The organism is Kitasatospora viridis, from assembly GCF_007829815.1.
In the GTDB taxonomy this organism is placed as follows: Bacteria; Actinomycetota; Actinomycetes; order Streptomycetales; family Streptomycetaceae; genus Kitasatospora; species Kitasatospora viridis.
On sequence record NZ_VIWT01000005.1, the window covers coordinates 514060 to 533791 of the forward strand.

A 19732-nucleotide genomic window follows, 5' to 3' on the forward strand; every position below is an offset into this window, starting at 1 on the left:
CCCGACATGGGGGTGTGTGCGGGTAGGTGGCGGGGGTAGCACACTCGGCAACCGTACTGATCAGCCAGGAGGCACCATGGTGTTCCGCAGCGAGTTCCCCGACGTACCGATCGTCGAGCTCCCGCTCCACGAGGCGGTGCTGGGCAGCGCCGAGCGGTACGGCAGCGAGCCCGCGCTGGTCGACGGCCTGACGGGCGAGACCATCACGCACGCCGAACTCGCCGCGGCGGTGCGGCAGGTGGCGGCCGGCCTGGCCGAGGCGGGGGTGGTGCAGGGGGACGTGGTCGCGCTGCACAGCCCCAACTCGATCGCCTACCCGGTCGCGCTCTACGCGATCAGCCAGGCCGGCGCGGTGGTCACCACGGTCTCCTCGCTGGCCACCCCCGAGGAGCTGGCCGGCCAGCTGCGCGACAGCGGGGCCCGCTGGATCATCAGCGCCCCGGTGCTGCTGCCGGTCGCGCTGGCCGCCACCGCCCCCGGCGGCCCCGAGGTGGCCGAGGTCTTCCTGACCGACCTCGGCCCGGGGCAGCTTGGCGGCCACCGCACCCTGGGCGACCTGCGCGCCTCCACCGGCCCGATACCCGAACCGCGGATCGACCCGGCCACCGACCTGGCCGCCCTGCCCTACTCCAGCGGCACCACGGGGATGCCCAAGGGCGTGATGCTCACTCACCAGTCGATCGCCACCAACCTCAACCAGGTCGACGCCCTGCGCCCGCCCTACCAGGGCGAGCGGATGCTGGCCGTGCTCCCGTTCTTCCACATCTACGGACTGGTGATGCTGCTGCACCGCCCGCTGCGGGCCGGCGGGACGGTCGTGGTGCTGCCCAAGTTCGACCTGGAGCAGTTCCTGACGGCCATCCAGGAGCACCGCATCGAGGGCCTGCTGGTCGCCCCGCCGGTGGTGCTCGCGCTCGCCAAGCACCCGCTGGTGGACCGCTACGACCTCTCCTCGCTGCGCTACGTGCTCAGCGCGGCGGCCCCGCTCGACGCCGACCTGGCCGCCACGGCCGCCGCCCGGCTCAAGCTCCCGCACGTCCAGCAGGGCTACGGCATGACCGAGCTGTCGCCCGCCTGCCACACCGACCTGCTGGTCGACCCGCAGCCGTCCCCCGGCTCGGTCGGCAAGCTGCTCGCCTCCACCGAGCTGCGGATCCTGGCCGCCGACGGCTCCGGCACCGACCTCGGCACCGGCGAGACCGGCGAGGTGCTGATCCGCGGGCCGCAGGTGATGAAGGGTTACCTCGGCCGCCCGGCCGAGACCGACGCGATGGTCGACGCCGACGGTTGGCTGCACACCGGCGACGTCGGGTACCAGGACGAGCGCGGCTACCTGCACATCGTCGACCGGGTCAAGGAACTGATCAAGTACAAGGGCTACCAGGTGGCGCCCGCCGAACTGGAGGCGCTGCTGCTCGGCCACCCGGAGATCGCCGACGCCGCCGTGGTCGGCGTCACCGACGCCGAGGGCACCGAGCGGCCCAAGGCCTTCGTGGTCCGCGCCCCGGGCAGCACCCTCACCGAGGAAGCGGTGATCGAGTACGTCGCCGCCCGGGTCGCCCCGTACAAGAAGGTCCGCGCGGTCGCCTTCCTGGCGGCCGTTCCGAAGTCGGCCGCCGGCAAGATCCTGCGCCGCGAGCTGCGGACCGCGCGGTAGCGGACGGTACGGTTCCTCCCGGGCCGCTCCTCCCGGCACCACGGCAGCCGCACCACCCGAAGGATCCTCCGCGATGACCACCGCCGCCCGCACCCCGCAGCAGGACCGCAGCCGGGCCACCCGCCGCCGGCTGCTGGAGGCCGCCGTGGACTGCCTGGCCGAACTCGGCTGGAACGGCAGCACCGTCACCGTGGTGGCCGAACGGGCCGGCGTCACCCGCGGTGCCGCCCAGCACCACTTCCCGACCCGGGAGGACCTGTTCACCGCCGCCGTCGAGCACGTGGCCGCCGAGCGGCTGGCCGCCGTGCGCACCGACGCCGGCGAACTGCCGCCGCCCGGGCCGGCCCGCACCGAGGCGGTGGTCGACCTGATCGTGCGGCTGCACACCGGCCCGCTGTTCCGCGCCGCGCTGCACCTGTGGGTGGCCGCCGCCACCGAGCAGCCGCTGCGCGAGCGGATCGTCGCGCTGGAGAACCGGGTCGGCCGCGAGTCGCACCGGGCCGCGCTGGAGTTCCTCGGCCTGGACGAGGCCGCCGCCGGGGTCCGCGAGTCCGTCCAGGCCACCCTGGACCTGGCCCGCGGCCTCGGCCTGGCCAACCTGCTCACCGACGACGGCGCCCGCCGCTCCGGCGTGGTCCGCCAGTGGGCGGCGATGCTCCAGGCCGCCCTCGACGCCGCCGCCCCCGACTCCGCCGCCCTCGACGCCGCCCCCGGTGCCCGGGCGGCCGACACCCGATCGGCCGACGGAGGGTCAGCGGACGGACCGTCAGACTGACCGAGCGGTCGCCGCCCGGCCGATCAGCAGGCAACCTGGAAGGCGAGCCGACCCACAGCCGAGCCGCCGGATGGTTGCCGCCGATGGACAGACCAGCACCGCAGCACGACGCCGCGTCCCTGGACGGCCATCGCCTGGTCCCGCTCGCCACCGCCCTGCTCGACGCGGACGGCGTGGTGCTGCACTGGAGCGAGGACGCGGAGCGGCTGCTCGGCTGGCCCGCCGCCGAGATCGTCGGCCGGTACGCCGCCCCGCTGCTCACCACCGGGGACCGCCGCCCCGAGGTGCTGGCCCGCTACGAGAAGATCCTCACCGGCCGCGACTGGACCGGCCGCTTCCCGGTGCGCCACAAGGACGGCAGCGAGGTGCTGCTGGAACTCCACACCTACGGTATCGCCGGCCCGGGCGGCCGGCCGCTGGTGCTGGCCACCGGCTCCGACCCGCGCGCGGTGCGCCAGGTCGAGTCGGACCTGGCGATGCTCGACGGCTTCTTCAGCCAGTCGCCGATCGGCATGGCCGTGTACGACACCGAACTGCGCTTCGTGCGGCTCAACGAGGCGCTCGCCCGGATCAACGGGCTGCCGGTGCCCGAGCACCTGGGCCGGCGGATCGACGCGGTGCTGCCCGGCCTGAACTCCGCCGAGATCGAGGCGGTGATGCGCTACGTGCTGGCCACCGGCGAACCGGTGGTGGACGCCCGCTCGCACGGCCGCACCCCCGGCGACCCGGAGCACGAGCGGGCCTGGTCCGCCTCCTACTTCCGGCTCGCCGACCCGAGCGGGCGGGTGCTCGGCGTCAGCTCCTCGCTGATCGACGTCACCGAGCGGTTCCAGGCCGAGGCCCGGGCGGCCCGGGCCCAGGAGCGGCTCTCGCTGCTGGCCGAGGCCACCTCCCGGATCGGCACCACCCTGGACATGCAGCGCACCGCCGAGGAGCTGATCGCCGCCGTCATCCCGCGGTTCGCCGACTTCGCCACCGTCGACCTGCTCGACCCGATCCTGCAGGGCGAGGAGCCCGGTGTGCTGGCCCCCGACCAGGGCGTGCTGCTGCGCGCGGTGGCGGCCGGCGAGGCCTACGAGAACGCCCTGACCACGGCGGCCGACGCGGTCGGCGAGACCACCGCCTACGAGTCCGGGCGGGTCTACACCCAGAGCCTGCGCAGCGGCCGCACGCTCTACGTCCCCCAGGTGACGGAGGAGAAGCTGCGGGTCATCGCGGCCCGCGAGGAGCGGGTCGAGCCGGCGTTGGCCGCCGGCCTGCACTCCTACCTGCTGGTGCCGCTGCTGGCCCGGGGCATGGTGCTGGGCGGCGCCGAGTTCGTCCGCACCGCCAACCCGGAGCCGTTCGGCGAGGCCGACGTGGCGCTGGCCGAGGAGCTGGTCGCCCGCACCGCCGTCTGCATCGACAACGCCCGGCTCTACCGGCGCGAGCGGGACACCGCGCTGACCCTGCAGCGCAGCCTGCTGCCGCAGGAGATCCACCGCACCCTCGGCCTGGAGATCGCCTACCGCTACCTGCCCAGCAGCGTGGTCAGCGAGGTCGGCGGCGACTGGTTCGACGTGGTGCCGCTCTCCTGCGGCCGGGTCGCCCTGGTGGTCGGCGACGTGATGGGCCACGGCATCCGGGCCGCCGCGACGATGGGTCAGCTGCGCACCGTCGCCCGCACCCTGGCCACCCTGGACATGGCGCCCGCCCAGGTGCTGGCCCGGCTCGACGAGACCGCCGACCAGATCGGCGAGGGCCAGTTCGCCACCTGCGTCTGCGCCGTCTACGACCCGGTGGACCGCAGCTGCACGCTGGCCAGCGCCGGCCACCTGCCGCCGGTGGTGATGGGCCCGGACGGCGACGCCCGGATGCTCGCCACCCCGCCCGGGGTGCCGCTCGGGGTCGGCGGCGCGGCCTTCGAGAACACCGAGTTCACCCTGCCCGAGGGCGGGATCCTGGCGCTCTACACCGACGGCCTGGTGGAGCGCCGCGGCGCCGACATCGACGACGGCATCGGCCTGCTGCGCCGCACCCTGGCCGAGCGCGGCCGCACCCTGGAGGCGCACTGCGACGCGGTGATCTCCACCCTGGTGCGCAGCGGCGCCGAGGACGACGTGGCGATGATCATGGCCCGGGTGCTGCCGGTGCCCCGGGACCGGATCGCCACCCTGCCGCTCACCGGCGACGGCCCGACCCCCTCCGCCGCCCGCCGGTTCACCCGCTCCACGCTGGCCGGCTGGGGGCTCGGCCCGGTCGCCGACTTCGCCGAACTGCTGGTCAGCGAGCTGGTCACGAACGCCCTGGTGCACGGCGGCGACCCGCTCTGGCTGCGGCTCTACCGGGACCGGGTGCTCACCCTGGAGGTGGCCGACACCGGGCGCCAGCAGCCCCGGCTGCGCCCGGCCGGTTCGGAGGACGAGGGCGGGCGCGGGATGTACCTGGTCAACGAGCTGGCGCACCGCTGGGGCAGCCGGGCGACCAAGCAGGGCAAGGTGGTCTGGGCCGAGCTGGAGCTGCCGATCGGCAGCTGATCAGCTGCCGGGCCGACTACTCACGCTCCCTCAGCAGCCGCCAGGCCAGCAGCGCCCCGGCCAGCACCAGCACCCCGGCGAGCAGCGAGGCCAGCGCCATGCCGTGGGTGAAGGCCGCCCGGGCCGCCTGGACCAGCGGCTCGCCGAGCGCCGACGGCAGCCCCTTGGCCGCCTCCAGCGCCCCGCCCAGCGACTGCCCCGCCGCCGGGTCCACCCCGGCCGGCACCGGCACCGAGCCGGTGTAGACGGCGGTGACCACCGAGCCGAAGAGCGCGATGCCCAGTGCCGTGCCCAGCTCGTAGGCGGTCTCCGAGACGGCCGAGGCCGCGCCCGCCTTCTCGGCCGGAGCGGCGGTGAGCACCAGGGCGGAGGAGAGCGTGTAGACCAGCCCCTCGGCCACCCCGACCGCCACGAAGACCACGGCCAGCACCAGGTACGGGGTGTCCTGCCGGAGCCAGCCGAGCACCCCGAGCGCCAGGCCGAGCAGCGCCATGCCGCCGGCCAGCGTGCCCCGGGCCCCGACCCGCCGGGCCAGCTGGGCGCTCAGCATCGCGGCCGCCATCGAGCCGAGGAAGGCGGGCAGCTCCGCCAGACCCGCCGTCAGCGGCGAGTAGCCGCGCACCAGCTGGAGGTACTGCGAGGTGAAGAAGACCACCCCGCCCATCCCGAAGATCGCGATCAGCGCGCCGAGCGTCGCCGCCGTGAAGCGGGCGTCCGCGAACAGCCGCACGTCCAGCAGCGGGGCGTCGAGGCGCAGCTGGCGCCTGACGAACCGCCAGAGCGCGAACGCGCCGAGCAGCCCGACCACCGGCACCTGCCAGTGGGCCGGTCCGTGGGCGGCGGCCTCCTTGACCGCGTAGACCACGCCGATCAGGCCGGCCATCGAGAGCAGCACGCTGGGCAGGTCGAAGCCGCCCGGCGACGGGTCCCGGGACTCCGGCAGCAGCCAGCGGCCGAGCACCAGCAGCAGCGCCATCACCGGCAGGTTGAGCAGGAAGACCGAGCCCCACCAGAAGTGCTCCAGCAGCAGCCCGCCGAGCAGCGGCCCGCCGGCCGCGCCGGCGGTGGCCGCCGCGCCCCACAGGCCGATCGCGGTGGCCCGCTCGCGGGCGTCCGGGAAGAGGGCGCGGATCAGCGACAGGGTGGACGGCATGATGGTCGCGCCGGCCAGCCCGAGCAGGGCGCGGGCCGCGATCAGGGTGCCCGGCCCGCCCGCGTAGGCGGCCAGCAGCGAGGCGGCGCCGAACGCGGCGGTGCCGCCGAGCAGCAGGCGGCGGCGGCCGATCCGGTCGCTCAGCGAGCCCATGCTGACCAGCAGGCCGGCCAGCACGAAGGAGTAGACGTCGCCGATCCAGAGCAGCTGGGTGGCGCTGGGCGCCATCGTCTCGGTGATCGACGGGATGGCCAGCACCAGCACGGTCGCGTCGATCGCGACCAGCAGCACGGCCAGCACCAGGACGGCCAGGCCGGCCCAGCGGCGGCGGTCGGCGGTGGGGGTGGCGGGGGATATGAGGGTGGGCAGGACGGGGGTACTCACGGGAGTCTCCGGAGGTTCCGGACGCAGGGAGTGGATCGGGGGACGGGTGGGTCGGACGGGGCAGGCAGGTCAGGCAGGTCAGGCGGTCTTGCGGGCGGCGCCGCCGAGGAAGAGCTCGGTCAGGGCCTGGGCGCTCTCGCGCGGGGCCAGCCGGCCGTCCTGCACCGCCCAGCCGATCCCGGCCACCAGGGCGAAGAAGGACTCGGCCAGCCAGCCGGCCGACAGCTCGATCCGGAACCGGCCCTCCTGCTGGCCGCGCAGGAAGAAGGCCCGCATCCGGTCGCCGAGGCGGTCCCAGAGCTCGGACAGCTCGGGGTTGTCGTAGAGCTGGTTCTCGCCGGCCAGGAAGGCGCAGAGCATGGCGTCCGGGACCAGCAGCTCGACCAGGCGGCGCACGGTCTCCTCGGTGTCGCCGTGTTCGAGGTCGGCGGTGTCCAGCGCGTCGCGGTAGCGGCGCAGCGCGAACATCCCGACCTCGTGGAGCAGCGCCTCGCGGCCCGGGAAGATCCGGTGCAGCGAGGCCCGGCTGATCCCGGCGGCCCGGGCGATCTCGTCCAGGTGCGCGGTGGGGTTGCGCGAGAGCACGTCGGCGGCGCTCTTGAGCACGGAGTCGGGATCGATCGCCATGAGAAGAGGATAGCTCATCTGAGACATGGATGTCTCAGATGAATCTTCGGTGTCCGGCGCGCGGGCACGCGAAAGGGCGCCGGGATGCAGCCCGACGCCCTGGAGGGAGGTGGTTCAGCTCTGGTTGTAGAAGCCGCTGTCGTCCAGCGGGCGGTCGATCACCATGACCTCGACCTCCGGCGGGGTGAGCAGGAAGACCCGGCGGGCGATCCGCTCGATCCCGCCCTGGGTGCCGAAGATCAGCCCGGAGGCGAAGTCGACCATCCGCTTGGCCTCGGCGTCGGTCATCTCGGTCACGTCCATCACCACCGGGGTGCCGGCGCGCACGTGCTCGCCGACGGTCCGGGCCGACTCGAAGCCGGTGGGCTTCACGGAGACGATCCGCTGCGGGTTCGGCAGGGCCGGAATGGTCTCGGCGTTACCCCAGTCGTCCTCGTCGTACACCGCGGCCGGGTAGCTCCCGGACGGCATCAGCCAACCGTTGTGGGCCTCGTCGCGAAGTGCTCCCATGCCGCGCCTCCCTGTCCTGTTCCCCGATCGGTTCCGTCTGCGGCGCGACCACCTGACGCGTCATCCACTCGTCGGAACTGTCCGAGTATCGCACTGATCACCGCATCGGTGCCCGCCCTGGCGCGCCGTTGGGGTGGTGGCGCGTGCCGGCGGCACGCACCGTCCTCGTACTGAGCGGACGCCGCAGGTCGGTGAAGGGTTCCAGGGATGCCGCCGGGATCACCCGATTGCCCCTGGCGTCAAGGAGAGTTGACGTCGCGTCACTCCCCGGTGACGCCGTCGACCGCCTCGCGCAGCAGGTCCGCGTGCCCGTTGTGGCGGGCGTACTCCTCGATCATGTGGATCTGGATCCAACGCAGCGTCACGTCCTCGCCACGGCGCTTCCCGCGCCCCACCGTCTCCAGCGGGAGCCCCTGGACCGCCTGCTGAGCCAGCGCCACCTGCCGCTGCCAGACGGCGAGGGCCTCCACCGGGTCGGCGTCGGCCACCCCGTGGATGTCGCGGTCCGGATCCGCCTCGGTGAAGTAGAGCGGCGGCCGCTCCTCGCCCAGCAGCACCACCTGGTACCAGTACTGCTCCACCTCGGCCAGGTGCCGGAGCAGGCCCAGCAGGGTCAGCTCGGACGGCTGGACCGAACGCTCCCGCAACTGCTCGGCGGTCAGGCCCGCGCACTTGAGCGTCAGCGTCTTGCGGTGGTAGTCGAGGAAGGAGGCGAGCAGCTCCGCCTCACCACCGGTGTACGGCGGGTCCTGGCGCTCGGTGGTGTCGATCGGGGCGTTCATGACCGACATCCTGGACCACCAGGGGCGGTTCGGGCGAGCGGGTTTCGGCACGGTAGCGTGGCGGGCAGTCGATCATGAGGAGGCCGCCGTGCCCGTCACCCTGGTCACCGGCGGGAGCCGGGGCATCGGCGCCGCCCTGTGCCGCCGACTCGCCGCCGACGGCCACGACCTGGCGATCGGCTACCGGCGGGACGCCGAGGCCGCCGAGCAGGTGGCCGCCGAGGCCCGGGCGGCCGGCGTGCTCGCCGTCGCGCTGCAACTGGACACCGCCGTCGAGGCGGACGTCGAGCGGTTCTTCGACCAGGCCGCCGAGCGGCTCGGCCACGCCACCGGGCTGGTCAACAACGCGGCCGTCACCAGCACCCGGGGCACCCTCGCCGAGCTGCGGACCGAGGACCTGCGCCGGGTGGTCGACGTCAACCTGGTCGGGGTGCTGCTCTGCGCCCGGCGCGCGGCACGGGAGTTCACCGCGGGCGGGTCCATCGTCAACGTCTCCTCGGCCGCCGCCACCATCGGCAGCCCCGGGGAGTACGTGCACTACGCGGCCACCAAGGCCGCCGTCGACGCGCTCACCCTCGGCCTGGCCAAGGAGTTGGGCCCGGCCGGGGTGCGGGTCAACGCCGTCGCCCCCGGCACCACGGACACCGAGTTCCACGCCCTCGGCGGCGAGCCCGGCCGGGCCGCCCGGGTCGCGCCGAGCGTGCCGCTGCGCCGGGCGGGGCGCCCCGAGGAGATCGCCGCCGCGGTTGCCTGGCTGCTCTCGCCGGACGCCTCGTACACCACGGGCGCGGTGCTGCGGGTGGCGGGCGGGCTCTGACGGATCGTCAGGCCGCCGGTGCCGCCTGGGTGCGCCGACCGCGCCAGGCGGCGGCCAGGCCGGCCGCGCCGAACAGCAGCACCGCCGCTGTCGAGACGAGGAAGGCGGGCGAGCCCGGCCGGTCGGCCGAGGCCCCGGCGACCGCGTACGCCGCGGTGGCCGGCAGCACCCCGAGGGCAGTGCCGGCCAGGTACGGCCCGAGTCGCACCCCGCACAGCGCCGCACCGATGTTCACCACCTGGAACGGCACCCCCGGCACCAGCCGGAGCAGCAGCACGCTGCGGAAGCCCCGCTCGGTCAGCTGCCGGTCCAGCGCGGTCAGCGCCCGCCCGCGCAGCAGCGGGCGCAGCGCCTGCTGCCCGAGCCCGCGGCCGAGCCCGAAGGCGATCGCCGCGCCGAGCGTGGTGCCCGCGACCGCCACCGGCACGCCCCAGCGGGCCCCGAACAGCAGGCCGGCCGCCACGCTCAGCGCGGGCTTGGGCAGGAAGGCCAGCGTGCCCAGGGCGAACAGCCCGGCGAAGGCCGGTGCCCGCCAGCCGGCGGGCACCGCGGCGATCACCGTGCGCGGGTCCCAGAACGCCGCCGAGCCGGCCGCCAGCGCGAGCAGCAGCACCAGGGCGGCGAGCCGGATCCAGCGCGCGCGGGAGCCGGGGGCGGGGGGAGTGGACACCCGCCGAGCCTCTCACACCCGGTGCGGCTGCTCGGCCCTGGCCGGGACCTCCCGCTGGGCGACCAGGCCCGCCGGGCGCAGCGCGCCCGCCGTCACCACCAGGGCCGCCGCCAGCACCGTGACCAGCGCGAACGACACCCGCAGCGAGCTGGCCTGGGCGATCCCGCCGACGATGGCCGGCGCGACCAGCCCCGAGGTGTAGGTGACGGTGGCGACGCCGGCGATCGCCTGGCTCGGGTTGGGGCCGGCGTGCCCGGCCGCGGCGAAGGCCAGCGGCACCACCACCGCGATCCCGATCCCGATCAGCGCGAAGCCCGGGATCGCCACCGCCGGGCCGGTGGCCGCGACCACCAGCAGCCCGCCGGCCGCCGCCACCGCGCCGCCCGCCCGCACCGCGCGCACCGGTCCGAGCCGCCGCACCACCGCGTCGCCGGCCAGCCGGGAGACCGTCATGGTGCAAGCGAACGCGGTGTAGGCCATCGCCGCGGTGCCCGCCGCCGCGCCGGTGACGTCGCGCAGGTAGACGCCCGACCAGTCCATCCCGGCGCCCTCGGCGAAGACCGCGCAGAAGCCGACCAGGCCGATCAGCAGGGCCGAGCGCGGCGGCAGCGAGAACCGGGGCGGTGCCTCGGCCTCCGGCTCCGCCCGGACGTCCGGCACCCGGCCGCAGACCAGCTGGCCGAGCACCAGCAGCAGCGCCGAGGCGAGCAGCAGGTGGTCGCGCGGGGCGAGGTGCTGACGGGCCGCCAGCGTTCCGCAGGCGGCGGCGACCAGCCCGCCGAAACTCCACATCCCGTGCAGCCCCGACATGATCGCCCGGCCGAGCCCGCCCTCGACCGTCACGCCGGCGGCGTTCATGGTGACGTCCGCCATCCCGGCCGTGGCGCCGAAGACGGCCAGCCCCAGGCAGAGCCAGGGCAGCCCCGGGGCCAGCCCGGGCAGGACCAGCGCCAGGCACCAGAGCGCGAGCAGCAGCCGCAGCGCGGCCCGGCTGCCCAGCCGGTGGGCGATCCGCCCGGCCAGCGGCATCGCGAGCGAGGCGCCGATGGCCGGCATCACCAGGGCCAGGCCGAGCTGACCCGCACTCAGGTGCAGGTGGCCCTGGATCGCGGGGATGCGGCTGGCGAAGGTGCCCGCCACCGCTCCGTGCACGGCGAAGACCACGGCGATGCCGCGCCTGGCCCGGAGCAGGGGGCGTAGTTCGGGGGTGGTGGTCGGCATGAGGGTTCCCTCCCGTGAGGTCCGGTCCGGCAGCCGTGTCCGGCGTATCCGGCAGCCGGTAAATTATCAGGAAGGGACCCTGATAGATAGCGGGTGAACGAGTCTGGAAGGATGCCGTGCCATGACCACCGCGCGCACGGCCACGCCGAGCACCGCCCGTGCGATCAACGACCGGCTGGCCCTCGACCTGCTGCTCGCGCACGGCCCGCTGACCGCCACCGAGCTGCGCACGCTCACCGGCCTGTCCCGACCCACCGTCTCCGACCTGCTGGAACGCCTGCAGCACGGCGGCCTGGTCGGCATCGTGGGGGAGCGCGGCGAGCAGCGCCGCGGCCCCAACGCCCGGGTCTACGGGCTGCGCGCCGACCGCGCCCACCTGGCCGGCATCGACGTCCGCACGGTCGGCGTCACGCTCACCGTCGCCGACCTCACCGGGCGCTCGCTGGCCACCGCCGCCCTGCCCGTCGACCCGCTCGCCCCGCCGCCCGCCGACATGGTCGGACAGGTGCTGCGGACCCTGCTGGAAACGGCCCGCGGCGTCGGCGTCACCGACCTGCACACCGTCGCGGTCGGCGCGCCCGGCCTGGTGGACCCGGCCAGCGGGCGGCTGCGGGCCACCGCCGAACTGCCGCACTGGCACGGCGACCTGGTGGACGAGCTGCGGGCCGCACTCTCGGCCGAGGTGATCCTGGAGAACGAGGTCAACCTGGCCGGCATAGCCGAGCACCGGCTCGGCGCGGCCACCGACCGGGACACCTTCGTGCTGCTCTGGCTGGGCCACGGCGCCGGCGCGGCGGTGATGCTCGACGGGCGGCTGCGGCGCGGCGCCTCCGGCGGGGCCGGCGAGATCGGCTTCCTGCCGGTGCCCGGCACCGCCGCACTGCCCAGCGCCTACAGCTGCGACGGCGGCTTCCACAGCCTGGCCGCCAGCGCCGCCGTCTGCGCGCTGGCCCGCGACCACGGCCTGCCGGTGCCCGGCGACGGCGCCGACGACGCGCCCGCCGCCGAGGCCGCCGTGCTCGCCGCCCTCGCGGCCGGCCAGGCCGGCGAGCCGTTCCTGGACGAGCTCGCCGGCCGGGTGGCCGTGGCCGTGGCGGCGGTCTGCGTGATCCTCGACCCGGGTTGCGTGGTGCTCGGCGGCGAGATCGGCCGGGCCGGCGGGCCGGCCCTGGCCGGCCGGGTCGAGCGGCGGCTCGCCGGGCTGACCCCGCTGCGCACCGAGGTCCGGGCCGGCACCGCGGGCGGCGGCGCGGTCCTCGGCGGCGCCGTGCTGATCGCCTCCGACGCGGTGCGGCGCGACCTGTTCGGCGGGGCCTGACCGCTGACGGAGGGTCGGCCGGGCGCTGCGACGCGGACCCGCGGAGCCGGGGACGCGAGGACCCCGGGTGGGAGCGGGACGGCGAGGGGCGGCGGATGCGGCAGGATGGGGTGCGTCGTGGATCACCGCACGGAGGTGGTCGTCGAGAGGGCGAGGGAGTGCCGCCATGAGCCAGCCGGGTCGGTCGGTCAACCACTACCGGATCGGTGAGGCCGCCGCGATGCTCGGGGTCAGCGCGGACACCATGCGGCGCTGGGTCGACGCGGGCCGGGTGTCCGCCGAGCGGGACGAGCACGGGCACCGGATCATCCCGGGCGAGCCGCTGGCCGCGTTCGCCCGCGAGCTGGCCAAGCCCGGCGCGGCCGACGGCGTGGAGGGCCGCTCCTCGGCGCGCAACCGGTTCCCGGGGATCGTCACCCAGGTCGTGCTCGGCGACGTGGCGGCCCAGGTGGAGATCCAGGCGGGCCCGTTCCGGGTGGTCTCGCTGATCAGCCGGGACTCGGCGGAGGAGCTCGGGCTGGTCCCCGGGGCACCCGCGACCGCCGTCATCAAGTCGACCAATGTGATGATCGAGCGCAGCTGACCCGCGCCTTGATCCACTGATTGATCCACTGACCCGCGCCGACCGTCCGAGGAGTGCCGTGCCCCGATCCGTGCTGCCCACCACCCAGGCGGCGGTGGCCGCCGTGACCGCGACCGCCGAGCGCCACGGACGGTCGGTGACGGCCAGTCATGACATCGGCGCCGACCAGACCTTCGCCGGGCTGCTCGCGACCGGCTCGGACGACGCCGACCCCTCCGCCGTCCCACACGAGGCGCTGCTGGAGTTCGGCGGCACCCCGGCCGTCACGGTCCGGCTGTTCACCCACGACGAGGCCCGGGTCACCGTCGAGGGCGTCGGCTTCGACGTCAGGCGCGAGGTGCTGCCCGACTTCCTCGACGCCGTCTGGTCCGGCCTGGCGCACGTGCGGGTGCGCACCTTCCCGCCGGCCCAGACCCTCAAGGTCGCCGTCCCCGGCGAACCGACCTACCGCGAGCACGTCGACCTGATGACCCCTTGGCTCTGGAAGGTGTCCCGTTGAGCGCAACGCCGTCCCGCCCGCTCGCCGTCGCCCACCGCGGCGACCCGTACCGGTTCCGGGAGAACACCCTGCCCGCCGTCACCGGCGCGCTCGCCGCCGGGGCCGACGCGGTGGAGGTGGACGTGCAGCTCACCCGGGACGGCGTGCCGGTGCTGCTGCACGACCCGACGCTGCGGCGGCTGTGGGAGCTGGACCGCCCGGTCGGCGCGCTCACCAGCAGCCAGTTGGCCGCGCAGAAGTTCGCCGGCGGCCACCGGGTGCCCACGCTGGCCGAGGCCCTCAAGCTCTTCGCCGAGCAGCCCGGCGCCAGGCTGCTCATCGACCTGGACGATCCCGGCCCCGCCCGGGCCACCTGGCGCACCGTCACCGAGCTGGGCGCCGAGCGGCTGGTGGCGTTCTGCGGCCCGGTCCAGGCGATGCTGGCGGTGCGCGAGCAGGCCCCGGACGCGCAGCTCTCGCTCACCTGGAAGCGCCCGGAGCTGCCGGTGCCCGCGCTCCTGGCCGACCTGCGGCCGCGCTACCTCAACCCGCCGTTCGGCCTGGTGGACGAGCGGCTGGTGGCCCGGGCCGCGGAGGCCGGCCTGGAGGTGGCCACCTGGACGGTCGACCTGCGCCGCACCATGCGCCGGATGATCGCGCTCGGGGTCGCCTCGCTGACCAGCAACCGGATCGCGGTGCTCCGCTCCGAGCTGGACCGCGCGCGCCGGTAGTGCCGGGTGAGCGACATTGACTGGATGTCAGATTTAATGGCGGTATGCCCGATGTGAGCGAATCGGAAGCGGTAGTACCGGTACCCGAGCCGCCGGACCACCTGCTGCCGCCCGGAGTCCGCCGGGCGGCGGCCTGGTCCGCCGCGGTGATCCTGTTCATCACCGTCGGCGCGCTGCTGGTCCTCGCCGCCGTCGAGCTGCGCGCCGCCACCGTGCCGCTGATCATCGCGCTGCTCGCCACCGCGCTGCTCGAACCGGTGGTGCCCTGGCTGGTCCGGCGCGGCCTCGGGCGCGGCGCCGCGGCCGGACTGACCTGCGCCGTGCTGGTCGCCGCCGTCGCCGGCGTGCTCTACCTGCTGGTCAACTCCCTGGTGCACAGCGCCCCGCAGATCGCCCACGCGCTCACCCAGGCCGGCGACCAGCTCGCCGCCAAGCTCGGCCCGCTCGGCAAGAGCCTGCAGGACACCCTGAAGCACACCTCCAACGCCGGCAGCTCCTTCGCCGCCCAGCTCGCCAACGGCGTGGTCTCCGGACTCGGCCTGGCCACCCAGGTCGTCACCGGCTCGATCCTCGCGCTCGCCCTGGTCTTCTTCTTCCTGCGCGACGGAGACCGCACCGCGGACCTGGTGCGCTCCACCGTCCCCGCGGACCGGGCCGACCTGGTGATCCGCTGCGGCCGACAGGCCTTCGAGGCGATGGCCGGCTTCATGCGCGGCACCACGCTGATCGCGCTGATCGACGCCCTCTTCATCACCGTCGGCCTGCTGGTGCTCGACGTGCCCGGCGCCGCCGGGCTGGGCGCGCTGGTCTTCATGGGCGCCTACATCCCGTTCGTCGGCGCCTTCCTCTCCGGCACCGTGGCCGTGCTGGTCGCGCTCGCCGACGGCGGGCTCGGCAAGGCGCTCTGGACGCTCGGCGTGGTGCTCGCCGTGCAGACCGTGGAGGGCAACATCCTCCAGCCGGTGATCCAGAGCCGCACCGTGGAACTGCACCCGGCCACCATCATGGTCGCCGTGGTGGCCGGCTCCGGCGTCGCCGGGATCCTCGGCGCGCTGCTCGCCGTGCCGCTGTGCGCGGCCGGCCTCGGCATCGTCGACGTGTTGCGCGGCCGACCCGGGCGCCGGGCCCGGCTGAAGGCGCGCGCCCGGAACGCGACCGGGTAATACCGCCGGGTAACACGGCCCTAGTACAGTCGGCGCTGTGGAATTCGGAACAGACATCCTCGGCGCGCCCTACGAGTCCGCCGAGCTGACGCTGCGGCCCGACGCCGAGGGCCCGGTCGTCGCCACCCTGGTGCGCCGCCTCGCCCCGCAGCCGGCCGACCCGGCGGCACCGCGGCGCGCGGTGCTCTACGTGCACGGGTACGTCGACTACTTCTTCCAGACCCACCTGGCCGACCACTTCGTCGAGCTCGGCTACTCGTTCTACGCCCTCGACCTGCGCAAGTACGGCCGCTCGCTGCGCCCGCACCAGTCGCCCAACTACATCAGCGACCTCGCCGAGTACGACGAGGAGCTGGACGCGGCGGTCCGGGTCATCCGCGAGCAGGACGGGCACACCGAACTGCTGGTCAACGGGCACTCCACCGGCGGCCTGGTCGCCGCGCTCTGGGCGGCCCGCCGGCAGGGGCGCGGCCTGGTCGACGGGCTCTTCCTGAACAGCCCGTTCCTGTCCATGCCCACCGCGGCGGCGGTCCGGGTGCTGGGCGCGCCCGCCGTCGGCGCGCTCGGCCGGCTCGCCGCCACCCGCAAGCTGCCCAGCGCGCTGAGCCCGCACTACGTGCACAGCCTGCACAAGGACCACCAGGGCAGCTGGGACTTCGACCTCTCGCTCAAGCCGGCCGAGGGCTTCCCGCTCTACGCCGGCTGGCTGGCCGCCATCCAGCGCGGGCACCAGCGGGTCCGGCGCGGCCTCGGCCTCCAGGTGCCGGTGCTCGTGATGGCCTCCACCGCCAGCATCTCCAAGGCCAAGTGGGACCCGGCGCTGCACCACCGGGACGCCGTGCTGCGGGCCGACGACATCGTCGCGGTCGCGCCCCGGCTGGGCCGCTCGGTCACCGTGGTGCGGATCGAGGGCGGGATGCACGACCTGGTGCTCTCCGGGCCCGAGGCGCGCGCCCAGGTCTTCACCGAGCTGGACCGCTGGCTGAAGGCCTACCTGTGAGCGCAGCGCCGGACCCGCTCCCGGTGCTCCGTCAGACCGCCTTCGGCACCGCCAAACTGATGCCGGACCTGGACAGCGACGGCAGCTGGCTGCTCACCCTGGACGGGACGCCGCAGTCGTACGTGGACCTGGTCGACCCGACCCGCCTGGAGTTCGAGTACACCCGGCGGCTCGGACACCTGGTGGACGCCCTCGCCCCGGCCGGCGTCCCGCTGGCCGCGCTGCACCTGGGCGGCGGCGCGCTGACCCTGCCCCGCTACGTCGCGGCCACCCGCCCGGGCTCCCGGCAGCTCGCCGTGGAGGCGGACGGCCCGCTGGTCGACCTGGTCGCCGAGGTGCTGCCGTGGGGAGCGGCCGCCGAGGTGGCGGTCGGCGACGCCCGCGAGCGGCTGGCCGCCACCGAACCGGCCGGCTGGGACCTGGTGGTGGCCGACGTCTTCCAGGGCTCCCGCACCCCCGCGCACCTGAACTCCGTCGACTTCGTCCGGCTCGCGGCCGCCGCCCTGCGACCCGGCGGCTGCTACGCGGCCAACCTGGCGGACGGCGCGCCGCTCGCCTTCGCCGCCGCCCAGACGGCCAACGTGCGCGCGGTCTTCGCCCACACCTGCCTGATCGCCGAGCCCTCGGTGCTCCGCGGCCGCCGCTACGGCAACCTGCTCCTCGTCGGCTCCGACCACCCCCTCCCCGCCGACACCCTGGCCCGCCGCCTCGCCGCCGACCCCTTCCCGGCCCGCCTGGTCGACGGCCCCGACCTGCGCCGCCTGGCAGCCCGCGCCACCCCGGTCCCGGACGCCGAGGCCGAACCCTCCCCGCCCCCGCCGAGCGGGGCGTTCAGCATCGGCTGAGGCGGCGCCGGCCCACCTCCTGACCCGCTCATCGACGGCTCGGGCCGACGACCCGACGCGCGGGCGCCCTCCCGCGCCCGCGCCCCGCGTACCTGGCGCGGTGTCAGACTGTCCGGGAGAGTCGATCGCACACGAGGACCCCAAGGAGACCCAGGTGACTTCTGACGAACCGTCGGTGTCCGTCGAGCTCGACGCGGTGCCGGAGACGGCGCTGTGGACGCTCTACCAGCGCGCCGCCGAGGCCCGGCGGCCGGACGCCGTGCTGCACGATCCGAAGGCGGTCGAGCTGGTCGACCGGATCGACTACCCGTTCGCCGAGCGGTTCGGCACCAGTGCCGGCCAGGCCCAGCTCCAGGCGCTGCGGGTGGGGTGCTTCGACCGGGAGGTGGCCGACTTCCTGGCCAGGGAGCCGCGCGGCACCGTGGTCTGTCTGGGGGAGGGGCTGGAGACCCAGTACTGGCGGGTGGACAACGGCCGGGCCCAGTGGCTCACCGTCGACCTCCCCGAATCGGTGGGCCTGCGCGAGCGCCTGCTGCCGCCCGGCCCGCGCCAGCGCTACCTGGCCGCCGACGCCACCGACCTGGCCTCCTGGGCCGACCTGGTGGACCGCGAGCACGGGGTGCTGATCACCTGTCAGGGCCTGCTGATGTACCTCCAGCCCGCCCGGGTGCGCGCCCTGCTGGCCGGCTGCGCCGAGCACTTCCCCGGCGGCTCGCTGGTGCTGGACGCGGTGCCGCACTGGTTCGGTCGGCTGACCCGCAAGGGCAAGGCGGTCAGCCACGGCTACCACGCCCCGCCGATGCCCTGGGCGATGGACGCCGGCGACCGCGAACTGCTGCGCAGCGCGAGCCCCGCCATCGTCGGCGTCCGCGAGGTGCGCCCGACCGGCGCCCGCGGCCCGCTCGCCGGCCTGGTGCCGCTGGCCCTGAACCTCTCCCCGCTGGCCGCCCGGCTGCCCTCGGTCGCCGTGCTGGACTTCGCGGAGCGGTAGTCGGGAGGCGGTCGCCGCCGGACCCCGCTCCCGGAACGGCTGACAGCTGAAGCGGCGTCAAACTACGATGACCGCCATGTCCATGACTACACGTATGCGCCTCGCCGGCGCCGCCGCAGGTGCGTTCGCGCTCGCCCTGGTGCCCGCGCTCGGCGGGGGCACCTCCGTTGCCGCCGCCGCTCCGCGCGGGGCCGCCGTACCGATGCACGCGTTCACCAGGGCCTCGGGCGGCGACCCCGTGTTCGCCGCGCCGGTGCCCACCGCGGACTGCGTCGCCCAGCTGCAGCGCGCCTGCTACTCGCCGTTGCAGTACCGGACCGCCTACGACCTGGACCCGCTGTACCGGGCGGGGATCACGGGCGACGGGCGGACCATCGTCATCGTCGACTCGTTCGGCTCGCCGACCATCCAGCACGACCTCGACGTCTACTCCAAGCAGTGGGGCATCCCCAGCAGCACGGTGGACGTGGTGCAGTGGGGGCAGGTGCCGGCGTTCGACCCGAAGAACCCGGACATGGCGGGCTGGGCCGGCGAGACGACGCTGGACGTCGAGGCGGCGCACGCCGTCGCGCCCGGGGCGAAGATCGTGCTGCTGGAGACCGGGGTCGCCGAGACCGACGGCCCGGTCGGCGTGCCCGAGATGATGAGCGGCATCAACCACCTGGTGAACGCGGGTCAGGCCGACGTGGTCTCGATGAGCTGGGCGACCAGCGAGGCGATGTTCCCGGGCTTCGACGTCGGCGACTACACCAGCCTCACCTCGCTGCGCTACGCCTTCACCAACGCCGCCCACCACGGCGTCACGCTCACCGCCAGCTCGGGCGACGGCGGCGGCCACGCCGGCCGGCTGGACGCCGCCTGGCCGGCCGGCGACCCGCTGGTCACCGCCGTGGGCGGGACCGAGCTGTACCTGGACGGCCAGGGCCACCGCACCGCGCCCGACGCCGCCTGGTCCGGCAGTGGCGGCGAGCTCTCCAAGGTCTTCGCCCGCCCGGGGTACCAGAACCCGGTGCGCTCGGTGGTCGGCGACCACCGCGGCACTCCCGACATCAGCATGGCCGGTTCGCCGAACGGCGCGCTCTGGCTCTACTCCAGCTTCGACCCGGCCAACACCGGCTGGACCGCCGACGGCGCCGGCACCAGCGAGTCCTCCCCGCTGTTCGCCGCCGTGGTGGCGCTGGCCGACCAGGCCGCCGGCCACCGCCTGGGCGTGATCGACCAGGACCTGTACCGGCTGTACGCCGAGCACGCCCCGGGCGTCGTGGACGTCACCACCGGCTCCACCGGCCCGAACGGCTACACCGCGGGCCCCGGCTACGACCAGGCGACCGGCGTCGGCACGCTGGACGCCGCCGAGCTGGTGCGGGAGCTGGCGCACCTGGACTGACGCCGGGTCAGTCGTGGCGGCCGGGGTGCGGAACGCGCCCCGGACCGTCAACTCCCATCGTGCCACGGCGCGATGGGCCACCGGGACGTCGGTCCGGAAGGGCTCATCGTCGAGCTGTCGGAGC

At 75.2% G+C, this 19732-nt stretch carries 19 protein-coding genes; 13 read left to right on the forward strand and 6 right to left on the reverse strand.

Annotated elements, in window-relative coordinates:
- Window positions 1-79: 79 nt before the first annotated feature.
- From FHX73_RS38590 to FHX73_RS38600, 3 genes are all read left to right on the forward strand, one after another.
- Complete coding sequence (locus FHX73_RS38590; protein WP_145910832.1) at window positions 80-1657, forward strand: AMP-binding protein; 1578 nt, start codon at window positions 80-82, stop codon at window positions 1655-1657.
- A gap of 73 nt (window positions 1658-1730) precedes the next feature.
- A complete protein-coding gene (locus FHX73_RS38595; protein ID WP_145910685.1) occupies window positions 1731-2432 on the forward strand; it encodes a TetR/AcrR family transcriptional regulator in 702 nt (233 codons plus the stop codon).
- Between the two features lie 83 nt (window positions 2433-2515).
- Window positions 2516-4948, forward strand: coding sequence for a SpoIIE family protein phosphatase (locus FHX73_RS38600; RefSeq protein ID WP_145910686.1), 2433 nt, complete (start codon window positions 2516-2518; stop codon window positions 4946-4948).
- Window positions 4949-4964: 16 nt separating this feature from the next.
- Here FHX73_RS38600 and FHX73_RS38605 read toward each other — a convergent pair whose 3' ends face one another.
- The 4 genes from FHX73_RS38605 to FHX73_RS38620 all read right to left on the reverse strand — a co-directional run bounded on the left by FHX73_RS38605 (window position 4965) and on the right by FHX73_RS38620 (window position 8404).
- Entirely contained in the window at window positions 4965-6470 is a 1506-nt protein-coding gene (locus FHX73_RS38605; protein ID WP_145910833.1) for an MFS transporter, read from the reverse strand.
- A gap of 93 nt (window positions 6471-6563) precedes the next feature.
- The gene (locus FHX73_RS38610; protein ID WP_145910687.1) at window positions 6564-7112 is read right to left on the reverse strand and encodes a TetR/AcrR family transcriptional regulator; all 549 of its coding nucleotides are present in this window, start codon (window positions 7110-7112) and stop codon (window positions 6564-6566) included.
- 114 nt (window positions 7113-7226) lie between these two features.
- Window positions 7227-7622: a cell division protein SepF gene (locus FHX73_RS38615; RefSeq protein ID WP_145910688.1), complete on the reverse strand. Its 396-nt coding sequence runs from the start codon at window positions 7620-7622 to the stop codon at window positions 7227-7229.
- A 260-nt stretch (window positions 7623-7882) separates the two neighbouring features.
- Window positions 7883-8404, reverse strand: a complete 522-nt coding sequence (locus FHX73_RS38620; RefSeq protein WP_145910689.1) for a DinB family protein — start codon at window positions 8402-8404, stop codon at window positions 7883-7885.
- Window positions 8405-8492: 88 nt separating this feature from the next.
- Here FHX73_RS38620 and FHX73_RS38625 point away from each other — a divergent pair, with 88 nt between their 5' ends.
- Window positions 8493-9221, forward strand: coding sequence for an SDR family NAD(P)-dependent oxidoreductase (locus FHX73_RS38625; protein ID WP_246214148.1), 729 nt, complete (start codon window positions 8493-8495; stop codon window positions 9219-9221).
- Window positions 9222-9228: 7 nt separating this feature from the next.
- Here FHX73_RS38625 and FHX73_RS38630 read toward each other — a convergent pair whose 3' ends face one another.
- Window positions 9229-9891 carry a TVP38/TMEM64 family protein gene (locus tag FHX73_RS38630; RefSeq protein WP_145910691.1) on the reverse strand — a complete coding sequence of 221 codons (663 nt, stop codon included), beginning with the start codon at window positions 9889-9891 and terminating at the stop codon, window positions 9229-9231.
- 12 nt (window positions 9892-9903) lie between these two features.
- Window positions 9904-11112, reverse strand: coding sequence for an MFS transporter (locus FHX73_RS38635; protein WP_145910692.1), 1209 nt, complete (start codon window positions 11110-11112; stop codon window positions 9904-9906).
- Between the two features lie 121 nt (window positions 11113-11233).
- Between FHX73_RS38635 and FHX73_RS38640 the strand changes: the two genes are divergently transcribed.
- From FHX73_RS38640 to FHX73_RS38680, 9 genes are all read left to right on the forward strand, one after another.
- On the forward strand, window positions 11234-12430 hold the full coding sequence (locus FHX73_RS38640; protein ID WP_145910693.1) for an ROK family transcriptional regulator: 1197 nt from the start codon (window positions 11234-11236) through the stop codon (window positions 12428-12430).
- A gap of 166 nt (window positions 12431-12596) precedes the next feature.
- Complete coding sequence (locus tag FHX73_RS38645; protein ID WP_211786464.1) at window positions 12597-13013, forward strand: TOBE domain-containing protein; 417 nt, start codon at window positions 12597-12599, stop codon at window positions 13011-13013.
- A gap of 58 nt (window positions 13014-13071) precedes the next feature.
- The gene (locus FHX73_RS38650) at window positions 13072-13512 is read left to right on the forward strand and encodes a hypothetical protein (RefSeq protein WP_145910694.1); all 441 of its coding nucleotides are present in this window, start codon (window positions 13072-13074) and stop codon (window positions 13510-13512) included.
- Entirely contained in the window at window positions 13509-14222 is a 714-nt protein-coding gene (locus tag FHX73_RS38655) for a glycerophosphodiester phosphodiesterase (RefSeq protein ID WP_246214149.1), read from the forward strand. Before FHX73_RS38650 ends, FHX73_RS38655 begins: the two co-directional genes overlap by 4 nt.
- A 44-nt stretch (window positions 14223-14266) precedes the next feature.
- A complete protein-coding gene (locus FHX73_RS38660; protein WP_145910696.1) occupies window positions 14267-15385 on the forward strand; it encodes an AI-2E family transporter in 1119 nt (372 codons plus the stop codon).
- Window positions 15386-15422: 37 nt separating this feature from the next.
- The gene (locus FHX73_RS38665; protein ID WP_145910697.1) at window positions 15423-16385 is read left to right on the forward strand and encodes an alpha/beta hydrolase; all 963 of its coding nucleotides are present in this window, start codon (window positions 15423-15425) and stop codon (window positions 16383-16385) included.
- A 59-nt stretch (window positions 16386-16444) separates the two neighbouring features.
- The gene (locus tag FHX73_RS38670) at window positions 16445-17230 is read left to right on the forward strand and encodes a spermidine synthase (protein ID WP_170305281.1); all 786 of its coding nucleotides are present in this window, start codon (window positions 16445-16447) and stop codon (window positions 17228-17230) included.
- Between the two features lie 154 nt (window positions 17231-17384).
- Window positions 17385-18221 (forward strand): class I SAM-dependent methyltransferase, encoded by an 837-nt coding sequence (locus FHX73_RS38675; RefSeq protein WP_211786465.1) that lies wholly within the window; start codon window positions 17385-17387, stop codon window positions 18219-18221.
- 82 nt (window positions 18222-18303) lie between these two features.
- Window positions 18304-19608 (forward strand): S53 family peptidase, encoded by a 1305-nt coding sequence (locus FHX73_RS38680; RefSeq protein WP_246214150.1) that lies wholly within the window; start codon window positions 18304-18306, stop codon window positions 19606-19608.
- Window positions 19609-19732 lie beyond the last annotated feature (124 nt).